Origin of the sequence: Pseudoalteromonas sp. L21 (genome assembly GCF_021728035.1) — a bacterium.
Classification (GTDB): Bacteria; Pseudomonadota; Gammaproteobacteria; order Enterobacterales; family Alteromonadaceae; genus Pseudoalteromonas; species Pseudoalteromonas arabiensis.
Map to the genome: position 1 here is coordinate 22,876 of NZ_JAKKCV010000001.1, position 22,393 is coordinate 45,268.

Below are 22,393 nucleotides of genomic sequence, written 5' to 3' on the forward strand. Positions count from 1 at the left end.
TGGTTGATATCCTTACACTTAGGCTATCTCTGTGCGATAATACTCACGGCTCTTGATTCTTGCATAGTATATTTCAACGTTTGGTATCACTTAACTGCATTTAATTTTTTATACACACTTTGCAAAATTTTATACACGATACTTTACACACTATGTAACCATTGCAAGAAACATGAAGAAAAAACAAGCAATATAAAAAAGACAAAAAGCGCGTAATTAAAGGGCTAAGAGACAGAATGAGTGAACCAAAATACTACGAAAACCAACCAACAATCTACTGGCACGACTACGAGACTTTTGGGGCTAGCCCACAAAAAGATCGCCCAAGTCAGTTTGCAGGTATTCGCACTGATCTAGATTTAAATATTATTGGTGAACCGTTAATTGAATATTGCAGACCCGCGGCAGATTACTTACCGCATCCAGAAGCCTGTTTGATCACAGGTATCACGCCACAAATTGCAATGCAAAAAGGGCTGCCTGAAGCTGAGTTTATGGCAAAAATTCATACCGAGTTTAGCCAGCCTAATACCTGTGTAGCGGGTTATAACAGTATTCGCTTTGATGATGAAGTAACACGTTACAGCCTATACCGTAACTTTTATGACCCTTACGAGCGTGAATACAAAAATAATAACAGCCGCTGGGATATTATTGATTTAGTACGTGCATGTTACGCACTGCGCCCTGAAGGTATTGAATGGCCGCTTAAAGAAGACGGCACGCCTAGTTTTAAACTTGAACATCTAACGGTAGCCAATGGCATAGAACATGCCGCAGCTCACGATGCATTGAGTGATGTAACAGCAACGATTGCGCTTGTGAAACTTATAAAAGAAAAACAGCCTAAGCTTTATCAGTTTTTCTTCAGCTTACGTTCTAAAAAAGCGCTGGCTGATTTAGTCGATGTATTTAACATGACACCACTTGTGCATACCTCATCACGCATCCCTGCAAGCCAAGGTTGCACTAGCTGGATTGCACCTATGAGCTTTCATCCGGTGAACAAAAACGCCATTATTTGCTTTAACTTAACTGAAGATCCACAGGTGTTATTAGATTTGTCGGTCGAGGAGTTACGCACTCGGCTTTATACCAAACACAGTGACCTTGGTGAAGACGAAGCACCGGTAGGCTTAAAGCTCGTACACCTAAATAAATGCCCTATTCTTGCGCCAGCAAAAACCTTGTTACCTGAAAACGCAGCGCGTTTAGGCATTGACCGCGAAAAGTGCCTACAAAACTTGGCTATCTTAAAGGCGAATACTGAACTTCGCGACAAAGTAACCGAAGTCTTTAATGAGCAGCGTGATTTTAGTGAAAACCAAAACCCTGATTACCAACTTTATGATGGCTTTACAAGCAATGCAGATAAAGCCAAATTTGCCATTATTCGCGATGCAAGTCCCGAGCAATTAGCCTCGATGCAGCTTGATTTCGATGACAAAAAGTTTGCCACCTTACTATTTAGATACCGCGCTCGAAACTGGCCACAAACTCTTAGCCAAGATGAGCTGGCTACATGGCGTCAATACTGTCAAAACAAGCTCATGCACGGTGAAGATAGTCCATCAATTAGTGCGCAAGATTTTATGATCACCCTTGAAAACCTTGCTCATGAAAATGATGATAACGAAAAAAACCTGCATATTTTAAAAGCGTTGTACAATTACGCACAAAGTATGTAATAAAAAACGCGACATTATGTCGCGTTTTTTATAAACAATATCACGTTACTTTTTATGTAACGCTTCAATACGTGCCAACAAGCTTGAGGTGTCGTAGCGGCCGCCGCCTAACGCTTGTACATCAGCATAGTATTGATCAACCGTGGCTGTCATCGGCAAGGTTGCGCCGTTTGCCTTTGCCTCATCAAGCGCGATACCTAAATCTTTACGCATCCAATCAACAGCAAACCCAAACTCGTACTCGCCCGCCCACATAGTTTTGTAGCGGTTTTCCATCTGCCATGAGCCTGCAGCACCTTTTGAAATAGTTTCGATCACTTTTTCACCATCGAGACCCGCTTGTTTAGCAAAGTGCAAGCCTTCCGCTAAACCTTGTACCACACCTGCAATGCAAATTTGATTAACCATTTTACAAAGCTGGCCAGAGCCTACTTCGCCTAATAATTGGCTAAAGCGGCTAAAGGCAGCCATAACAGGCTGAACAACATTAAAATCAGTCTCGTCGCCACCGACCATCACGGTTAATACACCATTCTCTGCTCCCGCTTGACCGCCAGAAACTGGCGCATCTAAAAAGGCAACACCTTGTAGTTTCGCTTGAGTCGCCACTTCGCGCGCTACCTCGGCCGAAGTCGTTGTATGGTCAACTAAATAGCTCCCAGACTCCATGCCCGCAAGCACACCCTTGTCGCCATAAACAACTGACCGTAGGTCATCATCATTACCCACACACATAAATACAATTTCAGCGCCTTTTGCAGCTTCACTAGGCGTTTGAGCATATTGCCCTTGATACTCTGAAGCCCACTTTTGCGCTTTTACTGTAGTGCGGTTGTAAACGGTCACGTTGTGACCTGCGTTGGCAAGGTGACCTGCCATAGGGTAACCCATTACACCTAATCCGATGAAGGCGACTTTCATTGACATAAAACTGACCTATTTGAGTGATAAATTAGTAACAATTTCATTATCTCAATCGAATAACTAAAAAGCGAATGAAAAAAAGTTCATTTAAACCGTTTAAAAACACACAGGTAAAACATGGATAGTATATATCGTTTCAATGCCCAGCTTACATCCGGTGAAAATTTCAGCCTTGAATCGTTAAAAGGAAGAACAGCACTTATCGTAAATACCGCCAGTAAATGTAACTTTTCAATGCAAATGGCCAGCCTTGAAAAACTCTATAATGAGTATCAAGAGCGCGGATTTACAGTGCTTGCTTTCGCCTGTAATCAGTTTGGTCATAACGAGCCGTTAGATGGGCAGGAGCTACAGACTTTCTACCAACAGCATTTTGATGTTAGCTTTCCTATTTTTAATAAAGTATTAGTCAATGGGCCTGAGGCGCATCCGTTATTTAATTATTTAAAATGCCATACCCGCGGAATTGCGCAAAACCGCGCAATTAAATGGAATTTCACCAAATTTCTTATAAACTCAGAGGGGCAACTTGTTGCGCGATATGCCCCGCGCACTAAACCTGAAGCCCTCAAAATGGTGATAGAGAGTAATTTAAATGATGAAACTGGCCTTATTCAGTGCGCAAAAGTATGAACAACCGTTTTTTGAAAGGAATCTAACTGAATACGCTGAGTCGGTTTCGCTCAGTTATTTTGAGCAATCTCTCAACAGTACCACAACACCTTTATGCCATGGTTTTGATGCAGTGTGCGTATTTGTAAACGACACTGTCGATAAAGATGTCATAGCCAATATGGCCACTTTAGGTATTAGAGCCATACTATTACGTTGTGCGGGTTTTAATAATGTTGATTTAGCAGCCGCCAAAGAGCACAACATCAAGGTTTGTAGGGTGCCAGCTTATAGCCCTGAGGCCGTTGCTGAGCATTGTGTTGCACTCATGCTAACACTCAACCGAAAAACCCATAAAGCCTTTAACCGAGTACGCGAAGGAAATTTTGACTTAAATGGCCTGTTGGGTTTTAACCTGTTTCAAAAAACCATTGGTATTATAGGTTGCGGTAAAATCGGCCTAGCATTAGTGAATATTTTAAATGGTTTCGGTGCAAAAGTGTTAGTGTGCGATCCTGTCGCTAAAAAAGGCGATTACACACTTTGCGACTTAGACACACTGCTCAGGCAAAGTGATGTCATCTCCTTGCATTGCCCACTAAACGAACATACTCATCACTTAATTGATGCCAAAGCATTTGAAAAAATGAAAGACGGTGTCATGCTGATTAATACCTCGCGAGGTGCACTGCTCGATACACAAGCATGTATTCAAGCACTTAAGTCCAAAAAACTCGGTCACCTAGGACTTGATGTTTATGAGCAAGAGTCAGAGCTTTTCTTTAAAGATCATCGCGAAGAAATCATGCAGGATGACATTTTTTCTCGCTTGGTTAGTTTTCCAAACGTGCTTGTTACTGGGCACCAAGGTTTTTTCACTCAAGAAGCGCTTAGCGAAATTGCTTGCACTACGCTACAAAACGCCAACGAACTTAGCCAAGGTTTACCATTAACTAACGAAGTTATATAAGGCAAATGCACCTTAAATTAAAAAAGGCGTGAGGTTTCAACCCCACGCCTTTTTACTTACTAACTTGCAACTCGATACTTTATTTCAACAATGCCACGTTCACAAATACCGCCGTCATCAATAACGGGCACACAAAGCGAATGTACTGAGCAAACCAATAATGTGGGCCACTCGATACTTGATGCAATTTATTACCACGCTGCCATAACCAGCCAACGGTAATAAAATAAAATAGTCCCATCAAGGGTAATTGGTACTGCGTTAGTACCATAATCACTAAGCCAAATAACCAATCAAAGTTAAGGATGATCAGCGATGAAGCAATAAACACCACTAAGGTAACAAATAAGGTTGCTTGTTTACGCTCAATACTATGGTTTTCAACTAAAAATGCGACTGGAATTTCGGTTGATGAAATGGTTGAAGTCACCGATGCAATCGACATCAACACAAAAAATAATAAACCAACCACTAAGCCTACTTGTCCCATGGTGCTAAATAGCTCAGGTAAAATAGCAAAAATCAACTGTCCTTCGCCTACCAACTTACCACCGCTAAACACTTCTACGCCGTTATGCTGGGCAACAAAAATAGCCGGAATAATCAATAAACCCGCTAAAAATGCCACACCCGTATCAAGTAATGCAACGGTGCCTGTTAGTTTTGGTAAGTTCGCATCAGGCTTTAAATATGAGCCGTATACCATCATACAGCCGACGCCTAGCGACAATGAAAAGAACGCCTGCCCCATTGCAGCAATAATTAGGTTCGCATCAAGAATTTGGCTAAAGTCAGGCACTAAATAAGCAGCAAAACCATCCATTGCACCGTCAAGAGTGCCTATGTAGCCAATTAACGCCACTAATAACACTAGCAATAATGGCATTAAGCGGCGTGACCAAGTTTCGATACCTGATTTAACCCCTTTTAAAATAATGCTTGCGGTTAGAATAAGCATCAATGGCGTAAACACAAAGTTGCGTGCCATTGAATCACTGTGTAAAAAGTGACTTAACTCAGTCAGACCAAAAAAGTTGGCAATTGGCTCGAGTGCGTACGCGAGCATCCAACCTGCAACGATTGAATAAAAGCTCAGCATCACAACAGCGCCAAACAAGCCTATATAACCAGCTGCAGCTCCCACTTTGGGTGCGGTGTCTTGCCATGCACTTGATAGCGCTTTAACTGGGTTTGCCTGCGCTTGGTGGCCTAAATACAACTCAGTATACAAAGCAGGAAGTGCTAATAAGAAAATAACGATAAAATAAACAAGTAAAAATGCACCGCCGCCATGGTTTGCCGCCTGCGTTGGGAACCCCCAAATATTACCTAAACCTACTGCCGCACCAGAAGCGGCAAGTACAAAACCAATACGACTTTGGAAGCCATCACGAACTTGTGCCATACATCTACATTTCTGTTATTATTTTTCCTCATTAAACCATAATTACAGTCAACTGCGTAAACAATTTGCGTTTGTTCGTGCCCATACAAGAGCATTTGCTGTAAAAATAAACAAATCTAATTGTAGGGTTTCGTAAAAGCCACAAACCATGAGCAGTCACTATTTTTCTAACACCTTAAAAATTGATTCGGCGCTAAGTTCAACTGATAAACAAGTTGTACTTATGGATGCTTCACGTATCAATATCAGCTCCCTGCCCATTGAAAGGTTACTCAGTGAATTCGAGCTCTGTGTACTTACAAAGCGCAAAATGCCAGCCGCAAAGCAAGAGTATATTGCCACGCGCTTAGTGCTTAAGTATTTATTAAAACGCAGCAATCCTTTACTTAAAAACACACCACTTAGCGCAATTTCGAGCCAATTTGATGACGTAGACAACAAATTGAAGCTTCACTCGCCTTTAAGTGAACCAATTTGGGCCTGCTTATCACATTCTCGTGGTTTTATTGGTGCAGCGCTAAACCCTGAGCAAGATCAATTTGGTTTTGATATCGAACACTGTTCGAAAACACGCCCTTTTGTGAAGCTCGCCAAACATTTTTACGATCGCAATGAAGTTAATTTAATAAGTGGCTTTAGCGATATAAATGAGCAAGCTGGATGTTTTTTTAGAATTTGGACACTAAAAGAAGCGCTTGCCAAAGCAACATCGCAACCTATCGCTAAACTTTTGAGCCCGAATGTGTTTACTGAAATCGAAAAACATAACCTCACGGCCTCAAGTAACACACTGAATGATTTTGACATAAGCGTGGTGGCACAAAAAAGCACTGACTGGCAGTGCTCTTTTATTAACTTTAACGACCTATGCCGCGACTTGGCTTTCTAATAATCGACTATGAATAGCTTGAACAACAAGGTCAGACTCGCTCTGCTCCACCAAAAAGCACAGGTTATGTTTACTTGCACCATGACAAATTAAACGAATATTAAAATCACTCAAGACTTGCATTAAGTTGGTCTCTTGTTGTCGCAGTTGAATCTCAGAGCCAATTAGAGCCACCAGCGTTAAGTTATTCTCAACCGACACATGACAAAACTCAGAAAGCTTATCTAAACAAGCTTGATCCAGCTCAGGACGTGATGCATTCGGTGCGTTATCTAACGTGATTGCAACACTGATCTCTGAGGTAGTAACCAAATCAACCGAAATATTAAACTCACTTAAGATAGTAAATACACGCGCTAAGAAACCACTCGCAAGAAGCATTTCTGGGCTTTTAACCGTTAAAAGAATTTGGTTTTTACGCTGCGTGACTGCTCGGATACCTGGCTGCTCTGACTTTTCTTTTTCAATCCATGTGCCGCCTAATTGTGGCTCACGGCTTGAACCTACAAACACACTAATATGGCTGCGGCTTGCCGGTAAAATAGTAGCTGGATGCAGCACTTTTGCCCCAAAGGTAGCCATTTCAGCGGCTTCATCAAAGCTAAGCCTTGCAATAGGTGTAGCTTTTACACATAAACGCGGATCAGTACTGAAAATACCCACCACATCCGTCCAAATATGCACACTCTTTGCGTTGATTGCTTCAGCCAGTAATGCCGCACTGTAATCTGAGCCGCCACGGCCTAAAGTCGTTGTTTGGTTATATTCATCACTGCCAATAAACCCTTGTGTTACTACAACTTGCTCAGCTAACAATGGCACTAAATGTTTTTTTGCAGCAGCAGCTGTTGCAGCAATGTTTGGAGTGGCTTTAGCGAATTGGCTATCTGTTTTTAATACTTTACGCACATCAAATCGCACCGCATCTAAACCCTGGCCACGCAACACTTGCGTAAATAAATACGATGATAAGCGCTCACCAAAACTTAGCAGCTCGTCTTGCTCTGCCGCTGATTTAACCCCTTCAGTAGCAAGCACCTGAAATGCTCTTAAAGTCTCATTAAAGCCATGAGCTAAATCGGCATCAAGCGATAGCTCAGCTAAAATACTCTCTTGAATAGCAATAACACCCGTGATGTGTTCATCGCGCTCAGCCGCGCTCAAATCACGTTTACACAATGCAACTAAATGGTTAGTAACGCCCGCACTGGCACTCACAGCAACAATACGTACTTGATCATCTGCGCATACAATTTCTGCACAGCGGCTCATAGCATCAAAGTTAGCTACACTGGTGCCACCAAATTTTGCAACAACATAATCTGATTTTGTGTTGGCGGCTAATTGGGTATTCATGTCGTCTCCTTTTGTGGAAAACTATCCACAGTAATTCAAGAAGAACTCGGCAAGGGGGTGCTTTGAAAATAAAGAGTAGTCCATGCCAGAAGCTCTCCACCTAGTTTGGTGACAGTTTTGAGGATTCAGCCCCATAAACCGAAAAATAACCGTGACGTCCAGCTATTTTTCTCGGCGAGTACTTCCCTCATTAATGGTCATTGGCGTTCGTCACCTCACATTAACTACCTAAGTATCGCACCTCTTCTGAATGTTAAGTTAACACTTGGTTAAAATAACAAAGCCTGCTGTTAAAAGCAGGCTTTGAAAGTTATCGTTTAGACGTCTAGCTGTCAAGTGTTAAATAAAACTTCCCGCTAGGTGTGAGCCATAATAACCCGCTGTATAGGCTATTAATAAATACAGCGACATTTTTAAATAACTCATAAACGTTAATGCTTTGACTTTACTCATCGCAATAATACCCGCGGCAGACCCAATAATAAGCATTGAACCACCAACCCCTGTTGCATAAGTAAATGACAGCCATTGCTGAGGGCTCATAACAATGTCGGCTTTGAGTAATGCAGCTGTTAGTGGCACGTTATCAACCGCAGCCGACAGCAAGCCCATTAAGTAATTCGCATACTCAGGAGCCATAAGCTCATATAAATGTGTAAATTGAGATAACACACCCACTTCTTTCAGTGCACCAACCAGCAGTAATACCCCAACGAAGAACAACAGTGTGTCGTATTCAATCTCACGAATATAATCGATGATTTTTTTGTTTACGTCTTTTTTGCGCATCAAAAATTGCGCAACCAAAAACATTAATGATAAACCAAATAAAAAGGTTAATAACGGTGGCACACTATAAAGAACGCTCAAAGTTAAGGTGGCAATAATGGTCGAGAAAAAGATAACCGCAATGGTAATGTCGGTTTTTTCAATACGACGAGCCATTTGCTTTTCAAATACCACATTACCTGACATTCCTGCTGATAACATCACAGCCAGTAATGCGACGCTTGCAAGCGAAGGCACAATAAGTAATAACAAGTTACCAATAGTGACTTTTTCATCGAGGAATATCATTAAGGTCGTTACATCACCTGTAATAAGCGATACCCCACCCGAGTTCACACTAAATACAATTAAGGTGGCATATTTTATTAATTTTTTAGGGTCTAATTTCAGTGACATCACCACCGCAAGCGAGATTAAAGTCGCGGTTATGTTGTCTGAAATCGATGAAAATAAAAACGCAAAACCACCAATCAAAAACATCAGCTTCCGTTCACTGATTTGATTTGGCATAATTTTATGCACAATATTTTGAATAAACCCTTTCGAGTTTAAATAAGCGACAAAGGTCATTGCAGCCATAAGAAATAACCACAACGTCGCTATTTCTAAAATATTATGATCAAGTTGATGTTGGATAGTTTCTGGGGTTTGCCCATGAATTGGAGAGATAAACAAGATAATCCAGCATAAAGTGCCAAAAAAAAGCGTCGTTTTGGCCTTGTTTACATGGATAATATCCTCTATAACGATAAGCAAAAATGCCACCGCTATCAGGGTTAGGATAAGTGGGGTTACCATGGTGTTTGAACAACCTTTATAATAATGTAAAAATTGTAATTCGAGTGTTTCGGCGCGGATTCTAGCAGTATCTAAGTCATAAAACTATTCTCAATTAGATAAATTACTACTAAACGCTAACACCAAAATTTTGATTTACTGGAGCCATATGATCCCAGCTAAAAAGTTATTAAATACCCTTACAGAGCATTGGGGGGTGTTAGAACTATTATTTAAACGTTTTAAGATGGCTGATTTCAGCTTAAAAGATGTACAAAATGCGATAAAACAAAAACAGCCAAGCTGGTCAAATGAACGTATTTATAAAGAAACAAATCGTTTATTAAATCAAGATATCATTATTCCTCTTGCGAAGTCGTCACAATTAGAAATCAACCGTGCTATCGCTGATTTTGCGACTTTCTTACTACAAGAAGAACACCTAGGTCTTGCCCAAGAAATCAGCGTATTAGTTGATGACTTAGCGCGCCTAGGCAACCGCCTTGCAAAAGCGGGTGAAATAGAAGACTACGACGAGCTTCGCCGTTTCAGCCGGATTATGGATGATCGGGTACGCAAAATAATGAAGTTGTTTGCCCATAATGAAAATGCGATTTTAAACATTGTTGAGCAAGCGAAAGCTGACAACGCCGTGCAATCTTTGCAAAAACGCTATCAAGCAGTAATTGAAGCGTTTGATGAATACATTGAACCTATGCTTGAAATGGTTGATATTCGTGGTGACTTCCACGCGTGCTTTAACACCATCGAAGCGCAAATTAGCGCGCAAATCGAGCAAATTGACCGTCTTGGTAAGTCATATCAAGACAAACGGATGCTTGAGCAATTACGTACCCGTATTCTAGAAATGCATTTAGTTGGTCGTGAAAGTTTACGCAAAAGCGCCGATATGTTGATGCCACTGCGTGAAGAGTTACGACGCAACAACCTAATTACTCGCCAAGCGGCCAAAGTGCTTGGTTTAGTGCGTAAAAATGGCGTCGATAACATGTTAAGTGCAGTACAGCCTAACTTTGTCTCAGACGCACAGCGTTTTTCACTTGGGCAACAACGTCATATCGTGGCCTATATGGCAGGCTTAGTTGACTTTGAACACGATGAATATCAGCTTCCTGAACATGATGACGTGCCTGCCTATCAAAGCCCGCATATCCCTGATTACAACGACGTTAAAACACAATTTAAAAAACGCTTCAAAAAAGCCAGCAAAAAAGCTCAGCCGCTGCTTAATTTCTTAGATGAAAGCTACCCAGATTTAGAAGCAGACGAAATGCTGTTCTTGTATCAAAAATTAATTAGCGATGGCGACCTTGAAATCAGCCAAAGCCAAGAGAAAGTAAAAATAAAAATTGCCCAGCAACACTTCTCTCTTTACCCATTTAACTCATCGATTGCTGACGATAAAAAAGCAACAGAGCAATAACCATGACAGATATTAATTTAGATGATTTAACACATCTGCAAGCTATTAATAAAAAGCTCACATCAGGCTACCACATTAGCGAACAAGACACGCTGATGTGGCAAGAGCTTGATCAACACATTGACGCTTACCGTGCGTTATTTAATGCCCTTGGCCATGACCTACAACATGATAGCCGTGGCTTTTACTATTTTGGCAGCGACGAAAGCACCCCAAACATGGGGAAAATTTCGCGTGCCATCGCACTGACTATCTACATCTTGATTGAGCACTATGCCAATACCGGTAAAGATCCAATGCGTGCCTTGTTTGACGAGGTAAACGACCTTGAACTAATGCAAACCTTAGTGCAAATCAACAAACACCTGTTTGATCAATTAGAAATCTTCTCAGGCTCAGATTTACGCAAAGATGTGTACCTTCGCATGGTGCGTTTAGGCCTTGCTCGCGAAGTAGAAAACGGCTTTATGTTGCAAGCACCTATTTATCGTTATATCGATGCATTAATGGAAGTAAACGAAGAAACCTACCTAGGAGAGGACGAATAATGCAAAGCCAAAGCCTTTACGGACTCAGCAAACTTGCGCTTTTAAATACCGCTGGCTATGCAAAATGCGTGATCCCTCTGGATAAAAGCAGCTCAATTTGTGCACCCAATAATACTGGTAAAAGCTCGGTGATTAATGCCCTGCAATTTCCACTGATTAATGATTTACGCCTAACAGAATGGGATGGCCACGATTTAGACGAAACCCGAAAATTCTACTTTTCGTCAGATCAATCCTATATTTTACTCGAAGCCGATTTACCTAATGGCCCTGTAGTGATTGGTGTTGCTGGCCTTGGTAAAATTGCCGGTTACGCGCATCAGTTTTTTTGCTATCAAGGTAAATTAGACCTTGAGCACTACACCCAAGGCAAAACCATTGTAAAATTCACCAAGCTTTTTAATCACTTAAAAGAGCAAGGTTTCAATCCAATTGAATTAAAAGCGCAAGAGCTAAACGCCCTACTCACTGGTGGCGCAACCCCGTTTGATGGCGATATCAATTTAAAGATGATCCCGCTTAATAACGTACAAGACTCAGCGATTTACAAAGAGATTTTCCGCCGTATCCTTAACTTGCATAAATTAGGTGCCAGTGATGTTAAGCGCTTTATGCTACGTGTTTTTGAACGTCATATGTCAAACTCACGGGTTGATTTTTATGAAGTATGGCGACGTTCATTCGATAAAGTGAATCGCGCTAAACGTGAATTAAAAGCCCTTGAGTCAATGCAAGAGCCAATCGCCGCCCTTGAATCTATGCTTGAAAACCAAACGGTTTTAAAAGGCAAACTTGCAGCCTATGCGCCAAAAATTGACCAAGCACTGATTGACTTTGAAACCTATCAACAAGAGCAACTCACTGAGCTGAATATAGCCCTTGAAGATATCGAGCACGAAAAGCATGAGTTTGACCAAAAGCAGCAGCTGTATATTCAGCAATCCCGTGATATTGAGCGTAAACAAACTCAAATTGAACAGTGGTTTTTAGACTATCGAGCGCTTAAATCTGAATTTGAACTAGTTAACAAGGCCACTTTAAAAGTAAGCCTTACGCAGCTTAAGCAAGATTATGAATCGCTATCGCATTCATTGAGCAGTGCCCAAGGTCAAAGCTTGCACACGCTAGATTACCGTATTAGCGAAACACAAAAGCAAATTAAGAGCTTAAAACTACAACTGAAGAACCTCGAGTTCAATTTATTCACCCGTATGCGTGAAGATTTATCTTTGAAAGAAGTTGAAGAGATTTCGCGTATTCTAAACCCTGATATCTTATCATTTGCCACCACCAGCAATGGTGATGTTGAGATCACAGACGAAGATGCCTTTGGTGAATTTTTAGAGCAGTTATCGGCAAATGTGAAAGGCGGTGTACTGACTCTTCCTGGCGCAAGCATTAAACTTAAAAAGCTAAGTCCTGTGCAAATGCAAACAGGTGAAAATAAAGAGCAACTAACTGCGCAACTCGCCGCCCTTGAAAACTCACTAAAAGAGTTTAAACAACAGCGCGAAGTGGCTGCTAATGTCGCCGAAAAGCAAAAAGAAAAAGATGCCTTATATGATGAACTAATGGCCTCTGAAGAAGCCTTAAAACGCTTTGAACAATTTGAAGTGATGCAGCAATCAGTCGATGCGCAAACTTTGCTAAAAGAGCAATTAAATTCAGAGCGCGAACAAGTTGACGACTACCTGCAAGACATTCAAAAGAACAGTGGCTCAATCAGCGACCGTCGTTCAATTATCAAGTCGAAAAAAGATTTGCTTGCGCGCCAAGCTGACCGCCTACGCCAAGTTAAATCTGAGCGTATCGATCACACGCTTGATTTTTACGCTGGCAAAGTGACTCCATACATGATTGAAATCAGTATTGATTTTGATAACTTAAGCGATCTCATCCATCACTTTAACAAAGACTGCCAAGAGCTACGTAACTTTGATATCAACGTACGTAACACCTACATGCATATTTACAATGCGGGTATTACTAAATTTGATAACGAAAACGATGAGTTTACTAAATACGAAAAGCTTATTAGCGCGTTTCATAACATTGATAACGAGCGTGATGCCGTTGAGCGTCAAGGTCGTGTTGCGTTAACCGAAGTCGCCGCCACCATTAAAGGCTTGCGCGAAGACTTAGACCGCCTACGCCGCGAAATGAATAGCTTTAACAAAGGGATTAGCCAACACCGAATCTCTAACCTTCAAGCGTTCAAAATTAATGTTATTCCGCGCAAGATGTTGGTTGATAGCATTGATACCATTATCAGTACCTCAAATCAGTTTGAGCAAGGCGATACCCTCGATTTATTAAGCCAAGAGCCTTATAGCGAATCTGCGGTAAACGAAGCAAAAGATCATTTAATTAAGCTTGCTTCAGAAAAAGCCGGTTTAACACTGACCGACTTATTCGATATTCGTTTTGAAGTGGTGAATCGTGCGGGTGACACTGAGCACTTCGAAAAAATCGATTCAGCAGGTTCTAACGGTACACGTATCACTATTAAACTATTATGCGGCATGCTATTCATTCGCTATCTATTAAGTGATCAAGAACAAAACCTGTATCGTATTCCTATTTATATTGATGAAGCGGCAGATATCGACCCACAAAACCAAAAAGCAATTATCGAAACGGCTCTGAGCTTTGGTTTTGTGCCGATTTTTGCTTCTGTTAAACCACAAGTAAGTTGCGACTACATTGTACCTATTCGTACAGTAAAAGATGGCGCGCAAAACTGGGTAGACGAAAAAGACTGGATCGAAGTAGAACACAGTACTTAATACAACATGTCATGGATGACAGCATTTACAATCAATTACAGTACTTTTTTTGAAATGTGCCATAGTAAATAAATAATCATTCAGTTGAATTATTTTTGTGTTATGTTATCAAATAAGTAGTGGAAATTTTGCCAAGGAGCAAACAGTATGAAAAACTTATTAATCGCCACGGCTGTATTACTTTTAGCGGCTTGCGCCAAAACCCCTGATTGGGATTACGACAAATCAGCAGACTTTAGCAACTATCAAACTTTCTCTTGGGTTCCTAACGCGAGCCTAACTAAGAATGTTGCAAACTACCAAATTAGCCCGTTAATGGAAAAACGTGTACGTGAAGCCGTTAATGCTGAGCTTGAAAAAAGCGGTATGAAACTTGTTGATATGGCACAAGCAGATGTACTTATTAACTACCATGCATCGGTTGATAAAAAAATCGACGTTGATACCTTTAATGTCGGTTACGGCGCACGCTGGAACTATTGGGGCATGGGTTACAACACGCAAACAACTACTCGCGAGTATGAAGTAGGCACACTGATTTTAGACGTGGTAGACCGCGCTTCTAACCAACTAGTTTGGCGTGGTGCAAAAGAAGGTCGTTTGCAAAAGAACCAAACACCTGAAAAACGCACTGAGATAATTAAAGAGACAGTTGCTAATATTCTAAGTAACTTCCCACCTAAACCGCAGCAGTAAAGTGTTAACACATCGTTTAAAAGCTCACGAATTGTGAGCTTTTTTGTTTGTGATGATTAAAGTTTGCTATGATGCTGAAAGTAACTCTAAATGGAATTAGAGGTCTTAGAGAAAAAGACCCAAAAAGGAATAAAATGAAATTAACTTGCCCAAACTGTAAAACTAAAATAGCGACTAAAGATATAAAAAAGGTTAACAAAAACAGCCTCTTTATTGAAAATCAATGTCCCTCTTGTCACGCATGGTTTTGCTTAAATAAAACACAGACGATTTTAAAAATCGTTGGTATATCTCTATTGTTAATAACGAGCTTACTTAATATTTTTAATATTAAAACTGAATATAGCCTAGCTTTTTCAGTCATTGGTTTTATAGGCATTTTTATTGCGCTCATCATCACTTTTTTTGGCAAATATGATGCGGTTAAACAATAAACACTGCTCTAAATTACACAACCGCGCCTTAGCGGTTTTTTTATTACCTATTGAAATCTGGTTGGAGTGGTATAACTGAGTGATTCAGATACAATAGCCGCAATTTTGCAGTGAGCGCCTATAGTGTTCACTGCCCTAGGTAAATCAAATACATTCAAGAGAGTTTTAGATGGTACGCGCAGTACAGCTTACACTTCCCGCTTTATTCGTCACTTGCTCAGTGCTAGCAGAAGACGCAAACAATATTGAACAGATCACCGTTGAAGTCTCAGCAACCGCAAATAAGGAGCCTGTCGGCACTTTTGATGCGCCTGTCTCAAATTTAGAATATGACCCCCGTGTAGATTTGCAATCGCGCAATATGGCTGAAGCACAAGCCGATGTAACCATCCGTGGTGGTATTTTTGAAAATACCGGCTTTCGTGTTGGCAGTAGTACCTTATTCGACCCACAATCGGGTCACTACTTCGCTGAAATTCCTGTTGCGCCACAAATGCTTACCGGCCCTGCCATTTTAACAGGTGCTGATAACGCACTGTATGGCATGAACAGCTCTGTTGGTACAGTTTCATTTGGCTGGCGCCCTATTACAAGCACTGGGAGTGTTTCACTTGGCACTGGCACAAATGACTTTAACTTATTAAGCATTCATGCTGCCCACAGCCAAAAGCTTGAAACTATGCCGGATTGGCGGTTAGGGTTTGAAGGTGAGTATTCAAACTCACAAAGTGATGGCTCAATTGATAATGGCGATCACGACTTTGAGCGTGCCTCAGCGCGCATTCAACTTGCCAGTGACTCATCACAAACTGATTTAATGTTCGGACGCCAAGAGAAATTTTTTGGTTGGCCGAACCTTTACACGCCATTTAATTTTAACGAAACCGAAGATCTTGAAACCAAGCTATTGGTGCTAAACCATAAACAAATGTATGGTGAGAACAATAGTTTTGAAGTAACAGGTTATTATCGTAAACATAACGACCATTACGTGTTGTCTCGTGAAAACCCAGCTATGTTTGAAGCATTTCATGAAACCACGGTTAAATCATTGGCACTTTCTGGGCTTCACCGCTTAAATAATCACTATGCAATTAATTATGCTGGGCAATTTATTGCTGATTCAATTGAATCAACATCTCTTGAAAACAACTTTACCTCACGCAATTACACGAAACTAAGTATCTTGCCTGAGTACAAGACTGCCCTTGCATCTAACAAAGAGCTTACTGTTCGTGTTGGTGCTGCATTTGATGATACTAACCGTGATAGCTCAGATACCTCTTTTATTGCCGATGCGAGCCTTAAAGTGGTTAATCAAAATGGCAGTGAACATACTTGGTACGCATCATACGCAGAAGCCACTCAAGTACCTGGTTATACCGCAATTGGTGGCAGTGAAACGGGCGGATTATTTAGAAGTAACTACAATCTTGAGCGCGAAACGACCGATAACCTTGAGCTAGGTTTATTGATTGAACAGTCATCTTGGCGTTTAGATTCAGCTATCTTCTATCGTAAAGATAAAAACCTTACCGATTGGACATATCGCTTTGATGCAACCTCAGCCCGTTTTGCAAACCCAGTTGATATAGACACCTTAGGCGTTGAGTTTTTGGCGAATAAATCGTTTGAAAACACAGAGCTAATTGCCAGCTACACCTATTTAGAAAAGTCCGAAGACTATGGCACGGCTGATATTGATGCCAGCTTTTATGCACTTAACTACCCTGACCACCGTGTAACACTTGGCGCTATATGGCAGCCTATGGATGTACTTGAGCTGCGTATCGATAACGAATGGCGTAAGCAACATAGTAACCGCTTACGTAACTCTGACGATGAAGCCTTCTTTACTCAATTAACGCTAAAGTTTACTCCTGCTCAGTTTGAAAATGTATTTGTTACTTTTGCTGCTGACAACATTTGGGATGAATCTTTTGAAGAAGTCCCAGGTACCCCAGGGCGCGGCGAGCAATATACTCTTAGTGCTACCTATACTTGGTAATCAAAAACAACAATGCCAGTCAATTGACTGGCATTCTCCTATCGCGTTACCGTCTAAGATATCTAACGAACCATAACCAAAATTATATTAAATGCCATAAATAAAACTTTGGTCATAAAAACACAACTGATCCCAGTAACCGTTAAAAAATGTTAAAGGTTCAATCTTTTTTAAGTCATCTGTTCAAGCTCGGTAATTAAATACAGTGCTTGTTCGTTAGTGGTGCCACACACATCAATAGTGGCAGAAAAGTCGCTACACACCTTTGGCCTTGATGCATCACCAAATAATTTACATAGGTTATTATCATCAAGCTGAATACAGCGCTCTCCCGCTGCTTTCCCGTTTGGCATTCCTGGTATCGGTGAGCTAATACTAGGTGCAATACAACAGGCGCCACAGCCTAATCTACATGCCATTTTATCTGTCATTGAGTACCCCTTTTAGAACCTTTGTAGCGTCTTTGTAATATGTGCAATGCTTTGTTACATCTTCAAACGCCTTGTAAACACTTTATTGCGTATGCTTAGCCTATCAAGTTTATTTTAATTACCGTCAACCGTGAGGGACTATCCCGTGGCTAGTAAAAAACAAATTATTCTTCCTATCGCCGTATTAGTCGGTGGCCTAGGAATGGCTTTTGCGTTTGCTTCAATGAAACAAGCGCCGGTCGAAAAACCAGAACAAGACAACCGTCCGCTTGTATCAATAAAACCATTGAACTTTGATGCTATTACGCTCGATGTAAAATCACATGGAATCGTGAAGCCAAAAAACCACACGGAGTTAGTCGCACAAGTCAGTGGCCAAGTTGTGTCACTGTCTGAGCAATTTGTACAAGGTGGATTTGTTAAGCAAGGCGACATTCTAGCACGTATTGATCCAAATGATTACGAAGCAGCATTAATCGAAGCAGAAGCCGGCCTTGCTCAAGCCAGTTCGGCCCTTGAAATTGAACGTGCGCAGGTATCTGTAGCGCAAGCTGAATGGGATCGCATCAAAGGTGACTCAAACCAAGTTATTCCGTCAAAGTTATATTTACGCAAACCTCAGCTTGCTGAAAAATTAGCAAGCTACCGCGCTGCACAAGCGAGTGTAAAACGTGCAAAACGTAATTTAGAGCGCACTTACATTAAAGCACCTTATGATGCCATTATCGACGAGCGATTAATTAGCTTAGGCAGTGTGGTAAACCCTGGCAGTAGCTTTGGTAGCTTAAGCTCAACCTCTATAGCAGAGGTTCGTCTTCCAGTTGCTGATAAAGACTTGCAATATCTAAACAACCAAGGCATTGGTGCAAATGTGTCAATCAGTGCTGAATTTGCAGGTAAACAAACAACATGGCAAGCAACTATTGTTCGCAGCGAAGGTGTTGTTGACCAACGTAGCCGTATGAACTACTTAGTTGCTCAAGTCGCAACGCCTTATGAGCAAAAGCAACCTTTACGCTTTGGCTCTTATATTAATGCGACGATTGAAGGCCGTGCCCTCGATAACGCGATTGTCGTACCGCACCACTTAGTTAAAGATAAAAAAGTCGCTGTACTACAAGATGGCGAAACACTGACATTCAAAACGCTGAATATCGTGCGTGAGCAAAATGGCATGGTGATCGCCGATAATGGCTTGGCTAATGGTGAAAAGTTAATTACCTCTGCACTTGAGTACCCCACAGAAGGCATGGCTGTAAAACTCGATAACGCTGAATTGAGTGTACCGACAACACAATTAGCACTTAAAGAGGAATAAGGCCATGACCACACACAGAGAAAAAGGCCTGATAGCGTGGTTTGCTCGTAACCCTGTTGCGGCAAACCTGCTGATGATTTTCATCTTAGTGGGCGGCTTGCTTACTGCGATGTCAGTTCGAAAACAAATGTTTCCACAATTCGAAAGTAATTGGATCAGCATTCAAGCAATTTACCCAGGTGCTGCGCCACAAGAGGTTGAAGAAGGTATTACCATTAAGGTCGAGGAGTCTTTAGAAGGGCTCGAAGGCATAAAGCGTTTAATCACTTATTCAAATCGTGGCTTTTCACAAGCATGGGTCGAAATAGAAGAAAAATACGACCCGCAAGAAGTGCTTGATGAAATCAAGATGCAGGTGGATTCAATAAACACCTTCCCTGCCGAGATGGAACGCCCAATTGTTCGCCGCGACAAGTTTGAGCAAGAGGTTATGATCCTTGCGCTGTATGGCGATATGAGCAACTACCAACTCAAAGAGCTAGGCAATGATATAAAAGACGAGCTACAAGCTTTACCGCAAATCAACTTAGTCAACTTTTATAGTGGTTTAAACTACGAAATTGGCATTGAAATTAGCCCTGATAAACTACGCGAATATGGTTTAACTTTCCGTGATATCGCAACCGCAGTGCGTAGTTTTTCAGCGAATATGTCCGCAGGTCAAATTCGCTCTGAAAATGGTTATATTTCGATGCGAGTTGAAAACCAAGCGTATCGTGGTAAAGAGTTCGAAAACCTGCCTTTATTACACCTACCAGATGGCGCGCAAGTATTACTAGGCGACGTGGCAACGATTAATGATGGCTTTGAAGAAGGCTTACAATATTCTAAGTACAATGGCAAAAACTCACTAGCATTCGAAATAAATGCTTCCAAAGATCAAGATATAACTAAAGTTGCCGCTGTTCTTAAAAAATACCTTGCAGATAAAGCCCCACAATTACCTGCTGGTGTAAAACTATCGCCTATTGTTGATTTAACTTACTACCTTGAAGGTCGTCTTAACATGATGATCGACAACATGGTTTGGGGTGGTATTTTAGTTATGGTAGTACTTGCCCTATTCTTACCATTACGCTTAGCATTTTGGGTCATGATGGGTCTGCCTGTTTCATTCCTTGGTGCATTTTTAATGATGCCTTTGGGCTTTTTAGATATCACCATCAACTTAGCCTCTTTATTTGCATTCATACTGGTGCTGGGAATTGTGGTTGATGATGCCATTGTAGTCGGTGAATCGGCCAGTGCTGAAATTGAAAAACACGGCCACAGCCTTGATAACGTAGTACGTGGCGTTAAACGCGTTGCCATTCCTGCCACCTTTGGTGTGCTAACCACAATTGCAGCCTTCTTACCACAAACACTCGCATCAGGCCCAGGGTCTGCCTTCTCTAAAGCCATTGGTGGTGTGATTATCCTGTGCTTAATCTTCTCTTTGATTGAGTCAAAACTGATTTTACCTGCTCACTTAGCAGCAATGAAAAATAAACCAGCGAATCCTAAAAACCCGTTACATCGATTACGTTTAGGTATGGATAATGGTTTAAAAAGTTTTATTGATAATTACTACACACCATTTATTGGTCACTGCATACACTACCGTTATACCGTGATCGTAGGCTTTATATGTGTATTGATTGTCAGCGGCGGTATGTTTGCAGGTGGATTAGTAAAATTTGTGGCGAACCCTAAGATCCCACATGATTTTCCACGAATTTCTATAGAAATGAACTTGTCATCTTCTGAACAAGCAACTCTTGAGACAGCTCAAACGATTGAAAAACTAATTTTAGATGTCGATAAGCAACTTGAAGAGCAATATGGTCAAGCGATGATCCGCGACTTATCGGTTAGTTTGCGCGGTCGTACAAGTGCACGCATTATGGCTATTTTAGTTGAACCGGACTTACGCCCTATTGATACCTTCCAATTAAGTGCAATGTGGCGTGAGCAAATGCCGCCTCTGCCTGGCGTGAAAACATTAAACATTGAAGACAGTATCATGAATGGCGGTCGTGATGATGGCGATGTTAGCTTCCGCTTAGAAGGTAAAGATATCAACAAGTTAAAAGAAGTGGCCGCTAAACTAAAAGAAAAGCTTAATGGTATGCAAGGTGTCGGTGATGTTAATGACTCACTGCAATCAGCAACCGATGAAGTACAACTTGAGCTTAAACCGCTAGCTTACAGTCTTGGTTTAACATTATCAGACGTTGCATCACAAGTCAGCTTTAGCTACTACGGTCTTGAAGCACAACGTATTTTACGTGACGGTGAAGAGATTAAAGTGATGATCCGCTACCCTCGTGAATCTCGTAACGCGGTAAGTGACATCACAGATGCACGGATCATTACACCAACCGGTGTAGAAGTTCCTCTTGCAGAAGTCGCAAAAGTAAATATTGTTGATGGTGTAAACCGTATTCGTCGTGAAAACGCCAAACGTACTGTAAACGTATGGGCCGCAGTTAACACAGACCAAGCAGAACCATTTGCCATTGCGAAAGAAATCCGCGATGAATACTTACCTAGCCTACTGAAAAGCTACCCTGGAGTTGAAAGTAACGTAGCCGGTCGCATTCAAGAAGAAATGGACAGCGTTGCAGAGCAAATACGTGATTTTGCTTTATCAATGCTGATTATCTTTGCATTGTTAGCCATTCCACTGCGTTCATATTCACAGCCGTTCATTATTATGTCGGTGATCCCTTTTGGTGTGATAGGTGCCATGTTCGGTCACATGATTTTAGGCATGACCATGAGTAGCCTATCGGTATTCGGTATCATCGCTGTTGCTGGTGTGGTGGTGAATGACTCGCTGGTTATGGTTGATTTTGTTAATAAAGCGCGCGCCGAAGGAGTTGCGATAAAAGAAGCTGTCATGCAAGCAGGTGCTCGTCGTTTTAGAGCAATACTACTTACTTCAATTACCACATTTATCGGTGTCTTACCGATTATAATGGAAACAAGCTTACAAGCGAAAATTGTCATCCCTATGGCGGTTTCACTCGCTTTTGGTGTGTTGTTCGCCACGGTGATCACACTTATCTTAATTCCATGTCAGTACGTGGCGCTGGAAGACTTTAAGCGCTTAATTAGCAAGTTAAAAGGTAAAAAGGCTGCACCTGAAGCTGAGTTACATACAAGCAGTCACTAACCTTTCTCATCCCAACCTAAAACGCTTGGTAAGTTTCTTGCCAAGCGTTTTGTCATATAAAGAGAAATAAATGCGACATAACACCAAAACTCAGGTACGGTATAAAAGTTAATCAATCGTATAGTAAAAAACACTTTCAATAGATGAAAAACAAGGAGTTA

17 protein-coding genes and 1 riboswitch are annotated in these 22,393 nt (G+C 41.3%); of the genes, 12 read left to right on the top strand and 5 right to left on the bottom strand.

Going from position 1 to position 22,393, the window contains the following annotated elements; genetic code table 11:
- The first annotated feature begins 236 nt into the window (after positions 1 to 236).
- Entirely contained in the window at positions 237 to 1,688 is a 1,452-nt protein-coding gene (gene sbcB, locus L3V41_RS00145) for an exodeoxyribonuclease I (RefSeq protein ID WP_237126971.1), read from the top strand.
- Positions 1,689 to 1,733: 45 nt separating this feature from the next.
- Here sbcB and L3V41_RS00150 read toward each other — a convergent pair whose 3' ends face one another.
- Positions 1,734 to 2,615: an NAD(P)-dependent oxidoreductase gene (locus L3V41_RS00150; protein WP_193987455.1), complete on the bottom strand. Its 882-nt coding sequence runs from the start codon at positions 2,613 to 2,615 to the stop codon at positions 1,734 to 1,736.
- A gap of 114 nt (positions 2,616 to 2,729) precedes the next feature.
- Between L3V41_RS00150 and L3V41_RS00155 the strand changes: the two genes are divergently transcribed.
- Positions 2,730 to 3,245, top strand: coding sequence for a redoxin domain-containing protein (locus L3V41_RS00155; RefSeq protein ID WP_193987456.1), 516 nt, complete (start codon positions 2,730 to 2,732; stop codon positions 3,243 to 3,245).
- The gene (locus L3V41_RS00160) at positions 3,211 to 4,194 is read left to right on the top strand and encodes a 2-hydroxyacid dehydrogenase (protein ID WP_237115257.1); all 984 of its coding nucleotides are present in this window, start codon (positions 3,211 to 3,213) and stop codon (positions 4,192 to 4,194) included. Before L3V41_RS00155 ends, L3V41_RS00160 begins: the two co-directional genes overlap by 35 nt.
- 79 nt (positions 4,195 to 4,273) lie before the next feature.
- On the opposite strand, the gene L3V41_RS00165 is transcribed toward L3V41_RS00160, so the two are convergent.
- On the bottom strand, positions 4,274 to 5,599 hold the full coding sequence (locus L3V41_RS00165; RefSeq protein WP_237126972.1) for a sodium-dependent transporter: 1,326 nt from the start codon (positions 5,597 to 5,599) through the stop codon (positions 4,274 to 4,276).
- Between the two features lie 148 nt (positions 5,600 to 5,747).
- Between L3V41_RS00165 and L3V41_RS00170 the strand changes: the two genes are divergently transcribed.
- The gene (locus tag L3V41_RS00170; RefSeq protein WP_237126973.1) at positions 5,748 to 6,488 is read left to right on the top strand and encodes a 4'-phosphopantetheinyl transferase superfamily protein; all 741 of its coding nucleotides are present in this window, start codon (positions 5,748 to 5,750) and stop codon (positions 6,486 to 6,488) included.
- Here L3V41_RS00170 and lysC read toward each other — a convergent pair.
- Together lysC and nhaD are read right to left on the bottom strand one after the other, a co-directional pair.
- Positions 6,465 to 7,844: a lysine-sensitive aspartokinase 3 gene (gene lysC / locus L3V41_RS00175; protein ID WP_237126974.1), complete on the bottom strand. Its 1,380-nt coding sequence runs from the start codon at positions 7,842 to 7,844 to the stop codon at positions 6,465 to 6,467. The two genes, L3V41_RS00170 and lysC, sit on opposite strands and share 24 nt — an antisense overlap.
- Before the next feature lie 81 nt (positions 7,845 to 7,925).
- Positions 7,926 to 8,098: riboswitch (Lysine riboswitch) on the bottom strand.
- 85 nt (positions 8,099 to 8,183) lie between these two features.
- Complete coding sequence (gene nhaD / locus L3V41_RS00180) at positions 8,184 to 9,431, bottom strand: sodium:proton antiporter NhaD (protein WP_062569345.1); 1,248 nt, start codon at positions 9,429 to 9,431, stop codon at positions 8,184 to 8,186.
- A 148-nt stretch (positions 9,432 to 9,579) separates the two neighbouring features.
- Between nhaD and L3V41_RS00185 the strand changes: the two genes are divergently transcribed.
- The 6 genes from L3V41_RS00185 (at position 9,580) to L3V41_RS00210 (ending at position 17,326) form a co-directional block, all read left to right on the top strand.
- Positions 9,580 to 10,854 (top strand): hypothetical protein, encoded by a 1,275-nt coding sequence (locus tag L3V41_RS00185; protein WP_062569346.1) that lies wholly within the window; start codon positions 9,580 to 9,582, stop codon positions 10,852 to 10,854.
- A gap of 2 nt (positions 10,855 to 10,856) precedes the next feature.
- Complete coding sequence (locus L3V41_RS00190; protein ID WP_062569347.1) at positions 10,857 to 11,402, top strand: hypothetical protein; 546 nt, start codon at positions 10,857 to 10,859, stop codon at positions 11,400 to 11,402.
- Positions 11,402 to 14,188: an ATPase gene (locus tag L3V41_RS00195; RefSeq protein WP_237126975.1), complete on the top strand. Its 2,787-nt coding sequence runs from the start codon at positions 11,402 to 11,404 to the stop codon at positions 14,186 to 14,188. Before L3V41_RS00190 ends, L3V41_RS00195 begins: the two co-directional genes overlap by 1 nt.
- Positions 14,189 to 14,335: 147 nt before the next feature.
- The gene (locus tag L3V41_RS00200) at positions 14,336 to 14,884 is read left to right on the top strand and encodes a DUF4136 domain-containing protein (protein ID WP_062569349.1); all 549 of its coding nucleotides are present in this window, start codon (positions 14,336 to 14,338) and stop codon (positions 14,882 to 14,884) included.
- A 68-nt stretch (positions 14,885 to 14,952) separates the two neighbouring features.
- A complete protein-coding gene (locus L3V41_RS00205; RefSeq protein ID WP_237126976.1) occupies positions 14,953 to 15,318 on the top strand; it encodes a hypothetical protein in 366 nt (121 codons plus the stop codon).
- Between the two features lie 169 nt (positions 15,319 to 15,487).
- The gene (locus L3V41_RS00210) at positions 15,488 to 17,326 is read left to right on the top strand and encodes a TonB-dependent receptor (protein WP_237126977.1); all 1,839 of its coding nucleotides are present in this window, start codon (positions 15,488 to 15,490) and stop codon (positions 17,324 to 17,326) included.
- Between the two features lie 170 nt (positions 17,327 to 17,496).
- Here L3V41_RS00210 and L3V41_RS00215 read toward each other — a convergent pair whose 3' ends face one another.
- On the bottom strand, positions 17,497 to 17,745 hold the full coding sequence (locus L3V41_RS00215) for a YkgJ family cysteine cluster protein (RefSeq protein WP_193988963.1): 249 nt from the start codon (positions 17,743 to 17,745) through the stop codon (positions 17,497 to 17,499).
- Positions 17,746 to 17,902: 157 nt separating this feature from the next.
- Here L3V41_RS00215 and L3V41_RS00220 point away from each other — a divergent pair, with 157 nt between their 5' ends.
- Positions 17,903 to 19,075 (top strand): efflux RND transporter periplasmic adaptor subunit, encoded by a 1,173-nt coding sequence (locus tag L3V41_RS00220; protein WP_062569354.1) that lies wholly within the window; start codon positions 17,903 to 17,905, stop codon positions 19,073 to 19,075.
- Between the two features lie 4 nt (positions 19,076 to 19,079).
- Positions 19,080 to 22,232 (top strand): efflux RND transporter permease subunit, encoded by a 3,153-nt coding sequence (locus L3V41_RS00225; RefSeq protein WP_237126978.1) that lies wholly within the window; start codon positions 19,080 to 19,082, stop codon positions 22,230 to 22,232.
- Positions 22,233 to 22,393 lie beyond the last annotated feature (161 nt).